This is a genomic window from Dictyobacter arantiisoli, assembly GCF_008326305.1.
In the GTDB taxonomy this organism is placed as follows: domain Bacteria; phylum Chloroflexota; class Ktedonobacteria; order Ktedonobacterales; family Ktedonobacteraceae; genus Dictyobacter; species Dictyobacter arantiisoli.
Window position 1 is genome coordinate 26,384 of the sequence record NZ_BIXY01000036.1, and the last position, 21,690, is coordinate 48,073.

Annotated in this window: 8 protein-coding genes; 3 read left to right on the top strand and 5 right to left on the bottom strand. The window is 50.7% G+C overall.

The annotated features are described in order from the left end of the window. Positions 1 to 463 precede the first annotated feature (463 nt). Positions 464 to 1,636, top strand: a complete 1,173-nt coding sequence (locus F1593_RS13300) for an aminotransferase class I/II-fold pyridoxal phosphate-dependent enzyme (protein ID WP_149402057.1) — start codon at positions 464 to 466, stop codon at positions 1,634 to 1,636. Positions 1,637 to 1,687: 51 nt separating this feature from the next. Here F1593_RS13300 and F1593_RS13305 read toward each other — a convergent pair whose 3' ends face one another. The 5 genes from F1593_RS13305 to F1593_RS13325 all read right to left on the bottom strand — a co-directional run bounded on the left by F1593_RS13305 (position 1,688) and on the right by F1593_RS13325 (position 18,043). Then, the gene (locus F1593_RS13305) at positions 1,688 to 2,422 is read right to left on the bottom strand and encodes a thioesterase II family protein (protein ID WP_149402058.1); all 735 of its coding nucleotides are present in this window, start codon (positions 2,420 to 2,422) and stop codon (positions 1,688 to 1,690) included. An 18-nt stretch (positions 2,423 to 2,440) separates the two neighbouring features. Next, on the bottom strand, positions 2,441 to 7,849 hold the full coding sequence (locus tag F1593_RS13310; protein WP_149402059.1) for a non-ribosomal peptide synthetase: 5,409 nt from the start codon (positions 7,847 to 7,849) through the stop codon (positions 2,441 to 2,443). Beyond that, entirely contained in the window at positions 7,846 to 11,850 is a 4,005-nt protein-coding gene (locus tag F1593_RS13315; protein ID WP_149402060.1) for a bifunctional LLM class flavin-dependent oxidoreductase/SDR family oxidoreductase, read from the bottom strand. The genes F1593_RS13310 and F1593_RS13315 overlap by 4 nt, the downstream gene beginning before the upstream one ends. 30 nt (positions 11,851 to 11,880) lie before the next feature. Then, positions 11,881 to 17,196, bottom strand: a complete 5,316-nt coding sequence (locus tag F1593_RS13320; protein WP_149402061.1) for a hybrid fatty acyl-AMP ligase/type I polyketide synthase — start codon at positions 17,194 to 17,196, stop codon at positions 11,881 to 11,883. A 649-nt stretch (positions 17,197 to 17,845) separates the two neighbouring features. Further along, a complete protein-coding gene (locus F1593_RS13325) occupies positions 17,846 to 18,043 on the bottom strand; it encodes a helix-turn-helix domain-containing protein (RefSeq protein WP_149402062.1) in 198 nt (65 codons plus the stop codon). Positions 18,044 to 18,760: 717 nt separating this feature from the next. Here F1593_RS13325 and htpG point away from each other — a divergent pair. Together htpG and F1593_RS13335 are read left to right on the top strand one after the other, a co-directional pair. After that, the gene (htpG, locus tag F1593_RS13330; protein WP_149402063.1) at positions 18,761 to 20,638 is read left to right on the top strand and encodes a molecular chaperone HtpG; all 1,878 of its coding nucleotides are present in this window, start codon (positions 18,761 to 18,763) and stop codon (positions 20,636 to 20,638) included. A 645-nt stretch (positions 20,639 to 21,283) separates the two neighbouring features. Further along, positions 21,284 to 21,523, top strand: a complete 240-nt coding sequence (locus F1593_RS13335; RefSeq protein ID WP_149402064.1) for a hypothetical protein — start codon at positions 21,284 to 21,286, stop codon at positions 21,521 to 21,523. Positions 21,524 to 21,690 lie beyond the last annotated feature (167 nt).

Here is a 21,690-nt window from a genome sequence, read left to right on the forward strand (position 1 = left end):
TGCTTTAACGATACATGTAATACGAATGACTAACCTTGTACGTTCCACACTCAATCTTACAGCACTTGTGGCTAAAGATACTTGAAAGCGTTTTTCATCTTAGCTAGAGCAAGGGGGGATCTGTGATAGTGCAGAGCTTTTTTTGCCCTGTTATTGTTGTGTCTATCGAGATAACATCTTCTGCTCTTCATTTGTTTGGATGAATTTACTATAGAAGATTTATCTTTTCCTGCTATGATCAGCTATCATTTCTGGCTGAGCATATGATACGTCATTATATCATTTTGGCAGGGAGCGTGTGGCTGCTGTTTATGTTGTGCCATTGATAAAGAATGCCGGGTTGCGCGGATGTTATAATTAGCTACATTAATGGGAAGCCCGGTGTTCTGCGGATACGTTAGCCAGAGCATAACAGGATAATGGATCGTATCTGTGGTCGTGTTAGTTAGTAGGAGTTTGTTGTATGCCTATTTCAGCTCGTCGTGTTGAGACTTTTGGGACGACTATCTTCACCGAAATCAATGTTTTAGCCCAGCAATATCACGCCTTAAATCTGGGACAGGGGAAGCCGGATTTTGATACACCATCTGATATTGTGGCTGAACTGGTCAAAGCGTCACAGGCTGGAAATTATAATCAATATGCGCCGGGGCCGGGTACGCCAGACTTACGGCAGGCCGTGGCCCATCATGCGGCCCGTTTCTATGATCTGGATATTGATCCTGACAGAGGAGTGATTGTGACAGCCGGGGCGACCGAAGGATTGTTATCCTGCGTCCTGGGATTAGTTGATCCTGGCGATGAAGTGATTGTGATCGAGCCATTCTACGATTCCTATGTCCCCAATATCATCATGGCCGGAGCTGTTCCTGTCTTTGTTCCCTTGCATCCGCCGACCTGGACCTTTGATCCCGATGAATTGCGGGCCGCTTTCAGCAATAAAACGCGAGCAATCATTCTCAATTCTCCCCATAATCCCACTGGACGTGTCTTCACACGTGAGGAACTGACCCTGCTGGCAGAATTATGTATTGAGCATGATGTGATCGTGATTAGCGATGAGGTCTACGAACATCTCACACTTGGAGATGCCAGCTATCTCTCGATTGCCACCCTTCCAGGTATGTTCGAGCGCACCGTCACTGTTAGTAGTGCCGGAAAATCCTTTAGCGCCACCGGTTGGAAGATCGGCTGGGTCTATGGACATCCTGATATTCTGGATGGCGTCGCACGGGCGCATCAATTTATCACCTTTGCCGTCCATCATCCTACCCAGCAGGCGGTAGCGTATGCGCTCAATCAGCCGGATAGCTACTATCGCGCCTTTAAAGAGATGTATGAAGATAAAGTAGAGCTCTTGATGTCCTCGTTGGAAGGGAGCGGCTTGCAGTATAGCAGGCCACAGGGTACCTATTTTATTATGGCTGACTTTTCGCACGTCTTTGATGGGATGCCTTTTGACTTCACGCGCTACTTGATCTCGGAGATAGGTGTGGCCTGTATTCCACCCGAGTCAATGTATAGCAAGGAGCACAGGCATATCGGCAAAAACTATGTGCGCTTCTCTTTCTGTAAAAGCGACGAGGCGCTGCGTCAGGCACGTATCCCTCTGCAAAAACTCCGCCTCAAAGCTTAGGATTTTTTTCCTGACAGTGAGACGGAGCTATTTCTTGCATGCATGATGGCGCTAGCGATAATAGGGTTGGATGGCTTGCAGTAGTTGTGCTTGCTGGTTATGGAGATAGAAATGTCCTCCCTGAAACATCTGTTGGGTGATAGGCCGCGTACTCTGGGCCTGCCATGCGGCGAGATCACTTGCAGGGATATCCTTATCTGTTTGACCACCGAAGACAGCAATGGGAAGATTGAAGGGCTCCTCGGGCTGATAGTTGTAGGTCTCGCACAACGTAAAGTCGGCGCGTAAGGTCGGTAGAAAGAGTTGGAGCAGTTCTTCGTTTTGGAGGACTGCTTCAGGCGTGCCGCCCAGGGTGCGGAGGGAGTGAATAAACTCAGCATCAGGCTGACTATGGACTGGCTCACTACGGCGTGGGAGCTGAGGGGCACGATGAGCGGAGACGAACAGACGTGTTGGTAGTGTCAGCCGTTGCCGACGTAATTCACGCGTCAATTCAAAACTCAATAAGGCACCCATGCTATGTCCAAAGAATTGAAATGGCACATTCATGTACGGCAGGAGTTGTTGTGCCAGTTGTGGCACCAGTGCCGCAGTATCTGTATAGGCGGGCTGCTGTAGTTTCATTTCGCGACCCGGCAACAGGACTGGACACACCTCCACGCCTGGCGGCAAAATTTGCTGCCAGGTGCGGTAGATGGAGTTGGCACCTCCCCCGGCATAGGGGAAGCAGAAAAGCCGATTGGATGGATGTGACTGATTCGACACGATCCAGGGTGTATTTGTCATTCTTAAGACCTATTTCCATTAAAAGTAGTAGGTGGCGCAGCCAACCTGCAAACCAGATCCAACATTAATAATCAAACCAATATTGCCCTTCTGGACCTTATGCTGATCGTAGGCAGCCTGGAGCGTGTAGGCCAGGGAGGATGTAAAGAGATCATGTTCAGCCTGAACATCGATTACTTTGTCCCGGGATACTTCCAGAGCATTGCTCAACTGTGCGATAAAGCTGCTTGAGATCTGAGGTGGCAGGATCAGGTTGATCTGTGAGAGTGTGAGTCCTTCGTGTCTCAATGTTTCCTCCATGGTTGCTTGAATACAGCGGATGTAATGCTGCTCCAGCAAGGGATGGCTCTCAAACTTCAAGAGCGTTTTGCCGTTGCGTACCTCGGAATGGGAGCGTACATCATCCACATAGTCTGGGAAGCTTTTGAAGACGAATTGGCCGAAGCCGGTTGTGCCGTCCGCACTCTCATCAAGGATCAGGGCCGAGCCGGTCTCTTCGATGCCGACCAATTCCGTTGGAGCGAACTCGCGATTATTCTCGACCTCAGAGGCCACGATCAGGGCTGTTTGTGCGCGTCCGGCCTTAATCATACCAATCGCTACCTGACAGGCATTGAGGGTGCCCAGACCACCATTTAAAACATCCAGCGCGAACGTCTTTTTATCCTCTTGCGTTTCAATATCGGCATTGATGTCGAGACGACCTTCGACCAGGGCCGCCACCGCAGGCTCGCAGAGGAACTCATCGCGATAGACACCAGCATAGATTAGCAGATCAATGGCGCTACGCTCGTGCGGATAAGTCGCCAGACAGGGATCAGCGGCGGCCTGGATCAGTTCCAGGGTCTTCTTCTCGACCCTGGCATCTGGCGCAATTGTGCCGATAGATGCGATCTGTACGCGTTGCTGCGCTGGCAGGCGAGAGACAAAGCTGGCGTCATGCTGGACCTTCGTTGGGGTATATTCCCCGGCCTCACGCCGACGAATGCGATCGGGTAGATCATCCAGGGTATAAATGGCGGTTCCAATGGTCGCGCCGGAGCCGGTGATGCCGAAGATGGCGTTGTCTCCGCTATTAATATGGCCCGCACGAATATTATCCATCAAGGCGATCATATGAGTCGTAGTGGCTGTATTGCCGCGCTCCTCAATATTATAGATCACGCTATCCGGTGTACAGAACTCTTCACCGAAGTACTTATTGATCTCGCGTGGCACATCTTTGATGGTGGTTTTGGAGGTCTGGTGCACAAGGATATGCTGGAAAGCTTCCTTCGGCCATTGCGTACGCTCCATAATCATACCGGCATGTGAGACGGCCTGTTTGAGATTGACAGCTGAGACCGTCACAGCATCTGTATACATGATCGCTCCACCGTGTGGTTTGTCAGTCGCCTTACCGATACAGGCCTCGCTATAGCGTCCCAGTGTATACATCTCAAATTCGTGGAAGCCAACGGTATTATCAGGGGCTTGCTCCAGGATCAGCGCGGCACCGGCATCGCCAACGGTGAGGCAGGCCAGACGCGAGTCCATAAAGCTCTCAATCTCCTTCTGGGCCGTTAATGAGAGATGGCTGATATATTCGCCGCTGACCGCCATCCCGCGCCGGATCAAGCCGGTTTTCAGGAAGGCATCGACGATATAGGCAGCGGTAAACAGGCCCGTACAGGCATTTGAGACATCCAATACAATCGCATTGTTAAAGCCGAAATGTTTCTTAATCTGTACTGAATGGTTGGGCTCAAAGGTAAACTGGAAGCCTGGCGCATCACAGCGTGAGATATTGCCACAGACAATCAGGTCGATATCCTCTGGATTGTATTTTGAGTTCAGCAGGCAGTTGGCAACGGCCTGGATCGCAATATCGAGTGAGAACTCATCTTCACCGGCCATGCGACGATTCTTGACTCCCGTCAGCTTTGCCAGTGGGAAGCGGATCGGTGTGGTACAGCCTGCCAGTACCTCTTCGCTGCTCACAATCTTCGGTGGAAGATAAGTTCCCAGACTCTCAATCACTGTATTTGCTAGCTTCCCCTCTTTCTTCTCTATCACCTCGTCTTGGGTATGTACTGCAATCGGAGACTGGAAAGTTGGCTGGCTGACTGCTTCCTGGATGATGGGATTTGAGGATGCAGAGAGGGGGGGAGCTGCTTGTTTGTTATCCAGGGAGGTTGCCAGTTCGGCAATGGTTTGGAATTCAAAGAGCATTTCCAGGGCCATGGGAAGGCCAGCATCCGTGGTTTTGGAAACGAGGTCCAGGCTCTGGATTGAAGCTCCGCCAAGATCGAAGTAGTTATCATTGATGCCGATCTTTTCCAATCCCAGCACCTGCTCCCAGATTTCTGTCAGTTTCTTTTCGGTTGCGGTCCGGGGCGCGCTATAAGCGACCTCAAGTTCTGGGCGGTTGCTATCTGGCTCAGGAAGTGCTGTACGCTGAACTTTGCCGTTAGGAGCCAGTGGGAAGGCCTCCATAAAGATAAATGCGGCTGGCACCATGTAGTCTGGCAACTGTTCCTTGAGGAAGCTACGCAGTTCCTCGATAGAGGGCTGGCTGGCAACTGATTCGGAGATTAGATAGGCCACCAGCCGTTTGTTGCCGGGTGTATCTTCGCGTGCCACAACCACACAGGCTTTGATCTCAGGATGCTGTGTGAGCGTAGCTTCAATCTCTCCTAACTCGATACGGAAGCCACGAATCTTGACCTGAAAGTCGATGCGCCCCAGAAACTCGATGGCACCATCGGGCCGATAGCGTGCCAGATCGCCGGTCTTAAATAAGCGTGCTCCAGGCTGTCTGCTAAAAGGATCGTCGATAAAGCGTTCGGCAGTCAGTTCTGGACGCTGATAGTAGCCGCGTGCCAGTTGCACTCCTCCAATATGGAGTTCTCCTGGCTGATTGACCGGTACTGGCTGTAAGGCTGGGTTGAGGATGTAGATCTGGGTATTGGCAACCGGACGACCTAGTGGGACACTGGTTCCTTGCATGCCACGCCGGCATTCCCAGTAGGTCACATCAACCGCAGCCTCGGTGGGACCATAGAGGTTATGCAGTCTGGTAATCCCTTTGAAGCGACTATAGAAGCGTTCCTGCAGCTCAGGAGCCAGTGCCTCACCACTACAAATAACATGCCTCACGTGCTGGCATCCTGTCAGATCTGGTTCTGCGAGGAATGCCTGTAGCATAGAGGGCACGAAATGGAGTGCAGTGACCTTTTGTTCGGCAATCACACGCGCCAGATAGGCTGGATCTTGATGTCCACCAGGACGGGCGATGACCATTGCCGCGCCACTGATCAAGGGCCAGAAGATATCCCAGAGTGAGACATCGAAGCTAAAGGGCGTCTTTTGCAGGACACGATCCGCCGTCCCGAGTTGATAGGTCTGTTGCATCCAGAGCAAGCGGTTTGTGATTCCTTGATGGGTATTCATCACGCCTTTGGGCTTGCCGGTCGAGCCCGAGGTATAGATCATATAGGCCAGATTATGCGGTCCGGCCTGCTGGCCTGGGTTGGCGATCTCTTCAGTTTGCGCGCTATCCCATTGCTCATCCAGCACAATGACGTGAGCTCGGGTCTCGGGCAAGCGCCCCTTGCTCTGTGGTTGCGTCAGGAGAACAGGCACCTGCGCATCATTGAGCATATACGCCAGACGCTCGGATGGATAGGTTGAATCAAGTGGCACATAGGCACCACCGGCCTTGAGGATAGCTAGCAGGGCCACGATCATCTCAAAGGACCGTTCCATACTGACACCGACCAGTACATCGGGTCCCACCCCCAGCTCTTGCAGGCGGTAGGCCAGATGATTGGCGGCCAGATTGAGTTCGCGATACGTTTTGCTCTGTCCCGCAAAGATTAAGGCAATCTTATCAGGTGTTCGCTCGACCTGTGCCTCGATAAGTTGGTGTAGTGTGCGCGGCTCAGTATATTCCTGACTGGTTGCGTTCCAGTCTAGCAGGATTTGCAGACGCTCTGGTTTGGTTAGCAATGGCAGGGCCAGAAGTTGTTGCTCAGGCTGCGCGACAATGCCCGTCAGTAAGCTCTGGAAATGATTGGCAATCCGTTCGATGGTTGCGGCATCAAAGAGATCAGTATTATAGCGGAAATCGGCACTGAGCTCACCGGCGATTTCAAAGACAGTCAAAGTGAGATCGAAGGGGGCTCCCTGCTGTCCAAAGGCGAAGGGTTCAAATTCCAGGCCATTTTGTGCCAGGAGACGAGCCAGTTCCCCCTGTCCCAGGCGTTCGAGATCCTGATTATTGCGTGTGCGCTGGCGATCCCAGATAAAGAGCGTCTGATAGATTGGTGAATAACTGGCATCCCGTTTGGGTTGCAGGCGTTCGACCAGCAATGGGAATGGAAAATCTTGATGTTCCAGGCCATTCAACACGCCCAGGTTTGTCTGTCCGAGCAGGCTCTTAAAAGTCGCATCGGCAGTGATATTGGTGCGTATCAGAATGGGATTGGCAAGATAGTCTATGACGCGCTCCCACTCGGATTTAGTTCGTCCCAGGGCAGGTGTGCCGACGATAATATCTTCCTGATTGGTATAGCGATAGAGCAGTGTCTGGTAGGCAGTGAGCATCAGGGTAAAGAGTGTTACTTTTTCGGTGCTAGCCAGAGCACGGAGTTGTCTGGTCAATGTGGTATCAATGGCGAAGCTATGGGAGGCTCCGCGATAGGTTTGTACGGGTGGGCGTGGATGATCATTGGGCAGGCTCAGGACGGGCAGTTCACCTTGTAGCACCTGTTTCCAATAGTCCCAATGGCGCTGACCCTCGCTTCCAGCCAGCATCTCATTTTGCCAGGCGACAAATTCGCTATGTTGTGGTCCAGTTGCATCCAATGGAGCCTGGATGCCAGCCAGTTCAGCGGCATAGAGCACGAAAAGCTCATCAACAACGATGTCCATAGCCCAGAAATCAACAGCAATATGATGCACCACCAGCGCCAGAATATAATCTTCCGGGGCACGTTGATAGAGCTTCACCTGCAAGATGGGACCTGTTTCCAGATTGATCGCCTGGTTGCTAATGGTAGAGAGTTCTTGCCGAATTTTTTCCAGGCTCCAACCGCTGACTGGTATCTCCTCAAAAGGCAGGACACGGCTACTGACAAGGCGTTGGGTCGGTTCACCATCGTGTAGTGCATAACTGGCTGTGAGAATGGGATAGCGTTGCGTCAGCTTTTGTAGTGCCTTGCGCAATGCCTGCACATCGAGGCGTGCATTGATACGGGCCGCGTACAAGAGATTGTAGGCGGCACTCTCAGGAGCAAGCTGTGAGAGAAACCAGAGCGCCTTCTGATTCTGCGAGATCGGTTCCCAGGATTCCTGGGCCTTAACCTTTTCGCGTAGCAATCTGGCTAGCAGCGCGCGTTTGGCCGTGGCTGACAGGTTGGTATGCTGCTGTGAAGAATTGTTCATCGACTCAAATCTTCTTTCTGGACTATTTGACTGAGTAATGCTTCTACCTGCTCGTCGGAGCGTTGGTCGATTTGTTCCAGGAGCAGCGCTGCATCCTGAGGGTCAAGGCTTTGGACGGCCTCGTCGATACCCTGTGAGATCTGTGCATGTGAATCAGGCATCATTTGAGCAAGTAGGGTATCGACATCTTGATCCGAGAGTTGATCTAAATGTGCTAACAGGCTTTCCGCATCCTGCGCAAAAGGATCGACCAGCAGACTGGTAGCGACAGGCGTGAGATCCGGTTTTTCTATGAGTGTTGTTTCTATGACCTCTACTGCTACGATCTCTTCACTTGCGGCTGTCGTTTCTGCTGCCTGTGGGACAATGATAATCTCGGTCAGTTGCTGGCATACCTGACTGGCGAATTGTACGATGCTTGGTCCCTGTAAGAAGGTTACAATCGGAATACGGATCGTGAGTTCCCCTTCCAGGCGATTTTTAAGCTCAATCGCCATCAGAGAGTCCAGACCCAGGGCCGTCAATGGTTGATCGTTGTCCAGGCGTTCCAATGGCATGCGCAATATGCTGGCAACCTGGCGCTTCAAATACTCTTCGAGGACTGATTGCCATTGTGTGGCCGGAGTTTCGCGTAAGGTTTGCAGGATCGAATTGGCCTGGGTGGCCTGCCCGGTTGGCTGTTTCTGTTGCACGAGATGGCGTACCAGGGGCAGACTGGCAATTTGCTGATAATATTGTGCCAGTAACTCCCAATCTAGTTTGAGCACTCCAATACGCGCCAATCCCTGTGGAATCAAGATATCCAGTGCTCCAAGTACCTGCCTGGGATTGATACGTTGAATGCCGCGTGATTCCCAATATTCGTGTACGCGTAGTCCTTCGGCAGTTCCACCGAAGCCAATCTCGGAGATTGCGCCCCAGTCAATGCTGATGGCTCGCTGCCCATGTGCTCGTTGATAGTGCGCCAGGATATCCATAAACTCACCGGCGGCGGCATAGTTGCCCTGGGCCGCGGAACCAAAGAGCGAGGCACCGGATGAGAAGGATACAAAGAAGTCCAACTCCTGCTGTTTAAGCAGGTTATAGAGCACCCAGGTACCGATGACTTTGGGACGGAATACCGCCGCTAAGCCTGTTGTTGTCAACTGCGCCAGCGGACGCACCAACGACTCACCCTGTGCATCCTGCCAGACCGACGCGGCATGGATAACGCCACGAATTGGTGGATGCCCCTGTTGGGCGAACGTATCCAGCCAGTTGCCGAGCTTCTCGCTATCCGTGATATCCAGGGAAACATAGTGAACCTGTGCCCCCAATGCTTCTAGTTCAAGAATACCAGTCGCTTGTAACGCCTGACGACTGCCCGCTGGCAGTGTCTTCCAGGCCGCACGCTCCGGCAGGGCACTGCGCCCCAACAGGATGAGATGGCCTGCACCCTGGCGTGCAAAGTGTTTGGCGACCTCTAAGCCCAATCCCCACAGGCCACCGGTGATCAGATAGCTACCATCTGTGTGAATCGTGAGGGGTTCCGGTGTGAGCGCCTGACTGTGTATCATGCGCGCGACATAACTCCGGGTATCTCGGAAGGCGATCTGATCTTCCTCCGCATAGCTGCTAAGCGCGCTCAGCAACTGCTGTGCCGATTGGCGATTGGTTGCTTCGGGATCAAGATCAATCAGACCACCCCATAGCTCTGGATGTTCCAGTGCGGCTGTCTTCCCCAGTCCCCAGAGAGGTGATTGGGTAATTTCTAGCTGTGCGTTCTGCGTTGTATCCTCGCTAACCGCCTGTGCGCCTCGCGTAACCAACCAGAGCCGGGGTGACTTGCTGCCGCCCTGTTCAATGATTGTCTGAATCAATTGCAGGGCGTGCCCGGTACTGAATACCTGATCCTCTTCTAATGAGGCCACACTGGTTGCTGCGGTTGGCGTAGTATCCAGGCTCCAGAGATGGATAATGCCAGTCACAGCTTGCTGCTGTGTAATCTCTTGTAGCAAGCGTCGTGTATCCTCGACGCGTTCGGGATTGATCTGATACTGTCCCGTGGTGAGGGCGCGATAGTGGCTTCCCGCCACAACACGAATGCTATTAGCTCCCTGTTGCTCAAGTTGTTCAAGCAGTTTTTGAGCGATGCCACTTTTGTCCGCGAAAACCAACCAGTTTCCCTGTAAGACAGTGGGATCGGGCTTCTTGAGCGTCGCGCTCTCCCAATGCAGTTCATACAACCAGTTGGCTAAATCGGCACTCTCCTGGAATGATGTGGTTGGCGCACTTGTCTGTGCACTTGTTGTGCCTGCCAACACTGTATGTTGTAACTGTAAGCCCTGTGCCTCGGCCAGTAGTTCACCTTGATCGTTGAAAATACGCACATTGCCTTCGATCACATCTGCATTGGTGGTGAGATTTGAAGTAAGATATGCCTGGCTCCAGACGACACTATTCAATGGTCGATGCTGTTCAAAGCTACGGATACCGGTAGGCAAATACAGATCTGTCGCACTGTTCAACAGAGCGTCAGGTAAGGTTGCCGTCAACACAAGCAAGCAAGCGTCAAGCAGAGTGGGATGAATCTGATAGGCCTGGGCATCCTGAAGCAGATCAGTGGCAAGCTTAATCTGTCCCAGCGATTCGCCATCGCGTTTCCAGAGGCGTTTGATCCCCTGAAAATGCTCGGCCAGTTGAATACCGTGGCGATCCAGATTGCCATAGAAATCTTCCAGATCGACGCTTTCCTGGCAACGCTGCCGGATCGCACCCAGCGATAGCTCGTTGTCGGTCTTGCTAACCACTTTCTCAACAGGTTTCTCCACCACGCTGACCGGGCTTGATTTATGATGACCATTGCTCCCGTTACTATGGTAGTTGCTGGTGACACTCACTATTTCATTCTGCACCAGCACAGGCTGCTTGCTCAGTTCAGCATTGGCGGTATCTTTAAGCTGATTAAGATAGGGCAGGCTCTGCATTACCAGATCAACATCCACGCCCCAGTCCATCTGACAGGCGATTTCGTTGACGCCCGCACCCTGTAACTGGATGATCAGATCCCGACACTTATCTGGAGTCCCGATCAGGACGCGCTGCGTAGAGATCAGGCGATCCATCACGAAGAGCAGATAATCATTGAGATCCTGTTCCGAAAGGCTATTGAAATCAACCTTCTGACCCCGGCTATACGCGATGGCGTTCGCCAGATAGGAGGCTGATTTGAGATATTCGGTGAAGGGACCCTGGATTTGTTTGCGTATCGTCTCTTCATCATTACCGATAAAGGTATGCAGCATCACAGAAACCTGGCCAGTGGCTGGATCGAAGCCGTGTTCGGCGCGGGCCTTGCGATAAATAGCCAGTTTCTCAGCCAGTTCCGGGACAGATTGATTGTACATATGTGTCAGGACATTGGCCCCGATTTCGCCCGCTCTGGCAAAGGTTTTAGGATTGCCAGCAGCTGTGATCCAGAATGGCAGGTCGCGTTGGATGGGAGTTGGATAGGTCTGGATTTCGGCCTGCTTTCCATCCCCACCGATAACCTGTATCTTTTTACCATGCCAGAGCTTCTGTACCGTCTCGATATCCCGAAATAACACCTCGTTGCGTGCCTCATAGTTTTCAGGCGCTAACGAGAAATCGGTTGGATGCCAGCCAGAGGCAAAGGCAATCCCGACCCGACCATCTGAGAGATTATCGAGCATCGCCCACTCTTCGGCGACCCGGATCGGATTGTGCAGCGGGAGTACGACACTCCCGGCATGTAGCTTGATCTGTCTGGTTTCCCGGGCCAGTGCCGCCAGCAGGACTACTGGATTGGGATACAGCCAGCCATCCCTGGTGAAATGGCGCTCAGGTATCCAGATCGATGAAAAATCATGCTGGTCAGCGAATTTAGTGCTTTCAATCGCCAGACGGTATTTATCGTTATCAAATGGTGTCTCATTACTCGAAAAAAAGATAAGACCAAAATCTATATGCTTAGCGCCCCTGGCCTTGCTTGGTGATGCCACAATATCCTCCAGACTAGTAACCCACGTTCCTCAGTAAGATTGAATTTTGCCAGTTGCATGTAGCGTCCAGAGGCTATGAGGTTGCTCCGGCATACCAATCGTATGGCTGTAAATTGAAAATGATGCCTGCTGATTGGAATCATAAGAGAGCACAACCTGAACCTTCTGGGAGCCTGTCTCCGGTAAGAGCAGAAGCTTTTTCAACTCTATCTCTTTAAGGATATGCTTGCGATCCCCCAGCGCCTCACGACTCGCTGCCTGAGCCATCTCAATATAAACTGAAATCGGCAGAGCCATTGAACCCTGGATGCGATGGTCACGGAGATAGGGCAGATCCTGTATATCCAGTGTGCTTTCCCATACATGGATACTTGCTGGATGAGCCAGCGCCATATACTTATCCAACAAAGGATGGCGCTGGTGTGCTTTGGCTTCCCGCACTGGTTCCTGGTGTTCGGCCACTCTTTGTACTTGAACGGTTGGCAACTCTGTATTCTTCTGGACATCATTGTTGCTGGCGAACCAGTAGCGCTGACGCTCGAAAGGATAGGTTGGGAGGGCGATCCGACGGCGCTGATAATCGCGATCAAAACCTGACCAGTCGACAGCAAAGCCGAGTGTATAGAGCTTGCCAACGCTTTCCAGTAGCGTTTGCCAGTTGCCATGCTCTTTATGCAAGGACGGGAGCCAGTAGACGCCTTCCTCTGCAATGCAGCGTTTGCCCATATTTGTTAATGTCGTTGTAGGACCAATCTCCATAAAGACATCATAGCCATTGGCGACCAGGGTTTGCATACCGGGCGCGAACTGGACAGCGCTGCGTGTCTGGGTACGCCAGTACTGGGCATCGATCCTCTCTCCCGCGTTGAGTATCTGTCCATTAATATTGCTGACCAGAGGAATACGCAAGGGCGCGAACGTAATCTCGCGTGCGGTTTGTTCAAAGGCATCCAGCATTGGCTCGATTAATGGCGAGTGGAACGCGTGCGAGACCGTTATTGGATGGGTGGCGATACCATCGGCTGTGAGCTTTTGGATGATCTCTCCTAATGTAGTGGCATCGCCCGAGAGTACTACGTTCTGCGGCCCATTGATGGCGGCGCTAGAGACAAGGTGCTTGACTGGCTCGATATAGGACATGAGCTTTTCGGGCTCGCTGAATACCACCACCATCGCGCCGCCATCTGGCAGGGCTTGCATCAGGCGACCACGCTCCGTGATCAATTTCAGTCCATCTTCCAGGCTAAACGCACCGGCCACGCAGGCTGCCACGTATTCACCCACACTATGTCCCAGCACAATATCCGGTGTAATCCCCCAACTGCGCCATAATTCTGCCAGCGCATACTCAAGGGCAAAGAGCGCAGGCTGGGTATAGGTTGTCTCATCCAGAGAAGGATTCTCCAGCGCTGGATAGAGGACTGAAACCAGGGGCTGCTCCAGATATTCCTGTAGGACATGATCACACTGATCCAGAATACGTCGGAAGGTAGGCTGGGTATCATAGAGCTGACGTGCCATGCTGATGTATTGCGAACCCTGTCCAGTGAACAGGAAGGCAATTTTATGGCGTGTTGAAACCTGCTTGCGCCCATGTTGTAACGTCGGCGTCTGCTTGCCTTGTATATAACTGGCTAATTGTCCACGGAGCCTCTCGGCGGTTGTGGTAGTGATTGCCAGGCGTGAAGCAAAGTGTGCGCGACCTGTGTTGGCGGTATAGCTCAGATCTGCCATACTCACACCAGGATGCTCTTTCAGATAATTCTGATAGTTTTTCGCGCTGTGCAGGAGTGCTTCCTCGCTCTGAGCCGAGAGCGTCAGGAGATGCTGAGAACGCTCGACATCATTGGCGATTGGTTGAACATCGGGTGCCGCCTCCAGGATCATATGCACATTGGTACCGCCAAAGCCAAAGGCACTCACGCCCGCGATACGTTCCCGGGTCGGCCACGCCTGGACCTGTGTAGGGATGGCAAAGGTGGTGTCTACAAAAGAAATGTGCTCATTGAGCTTCTGGAAATTCAGATTGGGGACAATCTCGCCCTTTTGCAGGCAGAGTACCGTCTTAATCAGACCCGCAATACCAGCCGCTGATTCCAGATGCCCGATATTACTCTTGACCGCCCCCAGCAGCACAGGATGCTCTGGGATCTGTTGCTGCATCAGGACTGCTTTGAGGGCCGCAACCTCGATGGGATCACCCAGAGGAGTGCTGGAGCCATGTGTTTCGACAAAGCTCACCTGCTGTGGCTCGACATTGGCATTTTTGAGTGCCTGCCGAATCACCGCCTCCTGGGCGGGACCATTGGGAGCTGTCAGGCCATTGCTGCGACCATCCTGATTTACCGCTGAGCCACGAATGACCGCCAGGATATTATCGCCATCGCGTTGCGCTTCAGCCATGGATTTCAGGAGCACGAGACCACAACCTTCGCCTCGTACATAGCCATCGGCGGCATCATCAAATGTCTTACAATGACCGACCGAAGACATCATACGGGCCTGCGAGAAGGTGATCGTTAAATCTGGCGTCAGAACCAGATTGACACCGCCTGCCAGGGCCAGCGAGCATTCATGATTGCGTATGCTTTGACAGGCTTGATGGACAGCAAGCAAGGATGAGGAGCAGGCGGTATCCATTGCCATACTGGGGCCGCGCAAGTCCAGTACATAGGAAATGCGGTTTGCGGCGATGCTATGTGCGTTGCCTGTGCCCGCGTAGGCATCGGCATCCTCTGGACGGCGGAATTGTAGCCGTGAATAATCATCGCTACTGATACCGACAAAGACACCTGTCTGGCTACCTGCAACTGTATCGGGTGCATGGCCGGCCTGTTCCAGGGTCTCCCATGCGACCTCTAACAGCAAGCGCTGCTGTGGGTCCATCCCATCAGCCTCGCGTGGCGAGATACCAAAGAATGCTGGATCAAATTTATCAATATTTTTGAGAAAGCCGCCCCAGCGTGTATTCATCTTGCCGGGTGTTGCGGGTGTCTCAGCATAGTAAGACTGACTATCCCAGCGCTCAGCAGGAACCTCAGAAATACCATCGATGCCATTGCGCAATAGCTGCCAGAACTCCTCAGGATTATTCGCACCCGGGAAGCGGCAACTCATACCGATAATCGCGATATCATCTTCCGCGTAGGCACGTTTTTTTGGAGCTGGATGCAGAGTATCAGCAACCTGTTCCTCATTTGCCAGATAACGAGCCAGCGCATCGATACTGGGATAATCATAGGCCAGAGTAGGCGAGAGAGGTTGTTGTAACAGATCCTCTAAATCGGCCGAGAGGCTGACCGCCAGGGCCGAGTCCATTCCATAGTAGGCAAATGGAGCGTTTACATCAATCGCGCCCGGTTGTACCTTTAATGCCTGTGAGACATGCTCAATCAGCCAGACACGCAATTCAGCCGCGTTCAGTGTATGAGCACTCTTTGAATCTGACGCTACCCGGGTAGGAGTAACTGGTGGCTGAACTGGTTGGGCTGCTAATTTGGTTGCTGTCCTTTTCTCGCGAACTTTGCTGGTAGCCTTTTTCTCTTTAAGAACTTTTGCTTTTGGTTCTGCCCCGCCTGTTGCAATCTTTGTAGAATCGCCTTGCTGCCAGGCTTTGACGACATCTAGAGACCCATTCAAGAAACTCTCGCGTGTGCCACGGCGTTGTACCTTGCCACTCGATGTTTTTGGCAGGCTTCCAGGCTTAATCAGAGTAATGGCGTAAGCCTGAACCTCATGTTGTAACGCGATAGCCTGTCGTATCTCTGCAATAACAAGCTCAAGATCAGCTGAGAGGGAGGTGCGTTCGACTTCATGCACGATCACCAGACGTTCTTCGCCATCGGCCTCTATCGAGAAGGCCGCACCACCATTGAGGCGTAAAGCCTTACTGCTGGTTTCTACCGTCTTCTCAATATCCTGGGGATAATGGTTACTCCCGCGAATAATAATCAGATCCTTCAAGCGCCCGGTAATAAATAATTCGTTGGTATCTGAGAAACCCAGATCGCCGGTTCGCATGAATGGACCCTGTCCATCGGTCAGGTATGCCTGGAATGTTTCGGCTGTTTCCACAGGTCGCTGCCAGTAGCCCTGAGCCACGCTTGGTCCAGAGACCCAGATCTCACCCACATGATAAGGTGAGCAAGGGGTGCGCGTTTCGGGATCAACAATCAATACTGTTTGATCAGGCTGGCTCTTACCAATACTGACCAGTGTGCGGGCATCGAATGCATCCGCTGTCGTCTCAGCCGCTTGATCCTGTTTGAGCGCGCTGCCATCGAACGATTTCACTGTTGGATAGACCCCTTTGCTGCCAGCGCTCACAACCAGTGTCGCCTCTGCCAGACCATAGCAGGGATAAAAATAATTGGGGCGGAAGCCGGTTGAGGTAAAGGCGGAGGCAAAGCGTTCCATAGTATCTTCGCGTACAGGTTCAGCACCATTGGCGACGGTCGACCAGTTACTTAAATCGAGCGTCTCTTTTTGTTCTGGGGTAACCTTACGCACACAGAGATCAAAGGCGAAATTAGGGCCTCCACTGATCGTTGCTCTGGTGCGAGAGATGGCCTGGAGCCAGCGATATGGTCGTTGTAAAAATGTCGTTGGGGCCATAATCGTCGACTCATAGCCCGCATAGAGTGGTTGCAGAACTCCACCGATCAAACCCAGGTCATGATAGAGTGGAAGCCATGTAACGCCATGTGCATCTTCGGGATGTTGACAATAATTTGCCACCAGCGATGAGTTATGCAGCAAATTTCCGTGGCTAATCATGACCCCTTTAGGGACACCTGTCGAGCCGGATGTATATTGCAAGAAAGCCAGTGTATCGCTATTGACATCTGGCATTGTCCACTGCTCTGCGATCGCAGTGGGAAGTGTATCAGTCACAAAGAGTGGGGTTGTTTGTAATTCGGGTGTTTGTGCGATGAGGCTTGTCACTTTGCCTTCCATCGCTGTTGATGTTAGAACTGCATGGGCAGCAACATTTTGGGTAATAGCTCGGAATTTTGTCAGTGTACGATCCGAGCGGACCGCCGATGGTGGGTATACAGGGACGGCAATGATGCCACTGTACAGGCAACCAAAAAACGCGGTAATAAAATCTAACCCTGATGGGTAGATGAGTAAGGCACGTCCCCCGCTGGGCACACGCTCCCGTAAAGAAGCGGCAATAGTTCTTGCTTGGTGATCAAGCTCCGCGAATGTGAGGGCATCTTTTTCTTTTTCTCCGTCAGTCAGAAAAGTGTAAATGCGCTGTTCGGGCTGTTGGATTGTCCTCCAGCGAAGGAGATTGACCAGAGTAGAAAACTTACGCGAGGGTGGCGATATACGTGTTTCCAATTTTACTATTCCTGGTCGGGAAATATCGAGTGCAGATTGCTAAAATATAGACAAAAAGAACCCGAGTAACATATTTATTAATGCGTCTATTATTGATAATACCTTCAAGTCATGTGGCTGTCAACCGCTGTATCGAGGGTAAAAATTCAGCCTGGCAGGCGGTGCTGACCATGAAAAGCGCTGAGAAAAAATCCCCACGCTGCAATTTTCTGCTCTTTCCAGCACTATATTTATGTGACATTATAGCAGAGGGGGCTGAGGTTCTGTATGGTCTATTCACCCCTTTTACTGCATCTGCATGAAAAATCGACTTGTATTTTACATGAAGCTATAGTTCTGATGGGCAAGATAGTAGTCATACCTTTGTAAGCAGGCACCCTGGGTGCGAAACCTCATGTGCGGAAGCTCACAGAAGATAGGAGTGTCTGGCACAATCGGAACATAGATGGTGAAGAGCAAGAAAATGTTTGTGCGCGTTGAAGTAGAAGAGAAGAGTAAACAGTCACGATAGAGAAAGAGAAGAGGACCAGACCATCCGAGAGAGCATTAGAGAAATGAAACGTATTATAGAGAGATAATAATTACAGTTCCAGGTTAGTTGCTCTTGTGAGGTGGTTTTGGTCCTCTTTTAGCATTGTGTCTCTAAATATTATTCAGCAGCGCTAGCGGCAGAAGGATCGCCGATCACGCGATTCAGGGTCTCGCGTTTAATACGATAAGCCTGACGCTCATTAACGTGTGGCAAAATGACAGCTTCCAGCGCGCCCTGCTTGACCCAACGGCGTACAGTTGTATCGTCAACACGTAAAATTTGAGCAACTTCGGATACAGTTAATAACTCGCTCATTATGGTAATCTCCTTGTTATTTTTAAATTCATGCATATTGCCTGTCATTGACTACTCTTCCAGCCTTGCTGGGTCGGGGCTATCAAGCACACAGACCAGAAGGCAAAAGCAGTAGCCACCGCGCGACAGGATTACACAAGAGAACATTGTATGTGCATTGTACAACAACGTGTCATGCAAGTAAAGAAGAATGTAACTTTTGGTATGCATATGCTATGTCACTTGTGTCTGCGTTATTCAACTACCAGCAGTTTACTGTGCTGTTTCGTAGATGCTAGCATAGGCAAATCCTATTTTGTCTGTATCAGCATGACTCACATGTAATCAATACTCACCACGGCCTACATGCTACAGCTACAAATCCCTTAGAATGGGTGCAGCTGTGCTTAGTAAGTAAAACTGAGATGTGTTTTATGTTTATCGATGCACACACGTGCTACAGGATTTACCTGTTAAAACGAAACTTGTTCCGGTACCGATACAAAAGAGCCTCTATGGCAAAATAAATAGCCAATTTGGTATATTTATAGGTGGCCCAATCTTCTTTCTTCTCTCCCTACTGCCGAAGGTGGCAATAAAGAGAACTAAAAAGCCCTGGATCAGGCCATTTTACTGTTGAAAAAAGAGGCTGGTTTTGGTACACTGGTAAACGAAAAATGCCTCTTTGCGCGCTATTCTTTTCTCAATTATATGTTGTTGCTAGGGAGGTTTTGTTTTATGTCTACGGACACACAGAAGGAAACGCTTGGTTTTCAAGCGGAAGTAAAACAGTTGTTGGATCTGATGATCCATTCGCTGTATAGTAACAAAGAAATATTTCTGCGTGAGTTAGTATCAAACGCGTCAGATGCCATTGACCGCCTGCGTTTTGATGCTCTCTCTAATTCTGCTCTTTATGAGCATGATACTGATTTCAAAATTCGTATTGCTTACGATAAAGATGCTCGTACCATCACGATTTCTGATAATGGTATTGGTATGAATCGTGAGGACGTGATTGAGAATCTGGGAACGATTGCGAAATCAGGCACCCGGGAGTTTTTTCAGGCTCTGACAGGTGATCAGCAGAAAGATGCCAATCTGATTGGTCAGTTTGGTGTTGGTTTCTACTCGTCATTTGTGGTCGCTGATCAGGTGACGGTATTAACACGTCGCGCTGGAGTTCCAACTGCTGAGGCGGTGCGCTGGGAATCCACAGGACAGGGTGAATACTCAATCGAGACAATCGAGAAAGAGTCCCGTGGTACTGACGTAATTTTACACCTGCGTGCCGATGAGGATGAGTTACTTGATGGTTATCGCCTGCGCACGATTGTCCGCAAGTATTCTGACCATGTGACCTTACCGATTGTCATGAAGTCAGAGGACAAGGATAAGGATGAGTGGGAGGTCGTCAACACGGCTTCGGCGCTCTGGACGCGTCAGCCGAGCGAGATTACTGAAGAAGAATATAACGAATTCTATAAGCATATCTCGCATGATTTCAGTGATCCTCTGGCGCATATCCATAGCCGCATGGAAGGCACACAGGAATACACAATTCTGTTGTACGTGCCAGGCCAGGCACCCTTTGATCTGTACACCCGTGAAGTTCATCATGGTGTCAAACTCTATGTGCGCCGTGTCTTCATCATGGATGATGCTGAAAAGTTGATGCCTCGTTACCTGCGTTTCATCCGTGGTGTCATCGATTCAACCGATCTACCACTCAATGTTTCGCGTGAGATCTTGCAGCAGAACCGTATGATTGATGCCATCCGTTCTAATTCGACCAAGAAGGTATTGACGCTGTTCTCTGATCTGGCAAATAGCGATGCAGAGAAATATGCAACCTTCTGGGAGCAGTTTGGCCGTGTGGTAAAAGAAGGCCTGTTAGAGGATGCCAGCAACCGGGATCGCCTGGCGAAACTCTTACGCTTCTCCACCACCACCTCTGGCAGCAATGCCCAGACTGTCTCGCTGGAAGAGTATATTGGACGCATGAAAGAGGGCCAGGACAAGATCTATTATATTGTGGCTGATAGCTATGCGGCTGCAAAGGATAGTCCATTACTGGAGATTTTCAAGAAGAAAGGCATCGAGGTTCTCTTGTTGTCTGATCCTGTTGATCATCTGGCAATCCCTGAGCTCCAGGAGTATGAGGGTAAGCAATTGCAATCCGTCTCCAAGGGAGCGGTAGACCTCAGCAATCTGGAAGATGAGCAGGAGAAAGAAGAGCAGCAGAAGAGTGCTGATGAGGCGAAGGGCTTGCTGGAGCGCTTGAAAGCAGTCCTGGGTGAAGAGGTCAAAGAGGTCCGTACAACCAATCGTCTGACCACATCTCCGGCCTGTCTGGTTGTGGATGAATATGGCATCGATCCTAGCCTGAAGCGTCTCTTACAATCTGCCGGTCAGCAGATTCCGAACGACAAGCCGATTCTGGAAATCAATCCCCAGCATCCTATTGTCGTACGCATCAAGAATGAGAATGATGATCAACTCTTCGCAGATTGGGCTCACGTTCTCTTTGATCAGTCTGTCCTGAGCAGTGGCGAACAGCTTGACAATCCTGTCACGTTTGTCAATCGCTTGAACAGTCTGTTAGCACAACTCTAAGCTTCTACGCTGATAACACCAAAAGAACCGCTTGCGCACTTGCGTAAGCGGTTCTTTTCATCCCAACTCGTAGAAGCCACCCTTCATGGGCAATACCGCTTCAATAAAAGGCATGATAAACAAAAATGGAGGGGAATGCGTACCTCAATAATAGTGCCCGGGCATGGGACATCGCGTTGGCACGCACCTACACTTCTCCATTGTCATTCTCGGTATTGAATTCAGGTGTATGTAGCTACATACATCCTCAGCGAGTCATAAAGCCCGACCGCGAGGATCGGGCCTTCATTGTTGGGATATTCTGCTTGCTTGTATGGCAATGTGTACAAAATAATTAGCTTAGAAATTTGTGCAATTTGCACAAACAATAGTCAAATATGATTCGTGAACATCACCTAAATTGTGCGTAAGGTAGAGGTAAGAAGTAGGCTGTATACACTAGTGCATAAAGATTTTTTAAGGTCCTTTTTTTGGTCTCTTTTTGGCTTCCATTTGGCAAATTTTATCGTATTATATGTATGTAAGCGAAAGCGAAACACAAACAATAAAGCCACTGAGGAAATAAGCTGCTATATTGAGTATTTCCCTCAGTCAACAAAAAAAGAAAAATTAGTCACTTAAGGGGAACCTCAAGGAGGAGCACAGATGAATTTACAAAATACTCACAAAGATCACATGAAAATTGGCCGCTACCAGTCCTGGATGGAGGATGGTCAGCTTAAATTATACTGCCATGAATTTGGCAATTCCAGTGGCATGTATTGCTCGATGAGCGTAGAAGAGACGAAAGGCCTATTAGAGCTCTTGAGCCGCAACAGTACAGGCATTAATGAGGCTCTTTATGTGCACGAAAATGATGCAATCGCCCAGAGCCATTTTGCGTAAGAAGTAGCCATGAAGATGTGTGTTTGCAATGGCGCACCACATCACTAAGAGCTACACTTACGTATGATGCTAAATATCTTATAGCAGATTAAAGCCGTTCTGGCTTCCTCGAAGCGAAAGCTCTTCGAGGAAGCCAGAACGGCTTTTGCATTGCGAAAGATAGGCGG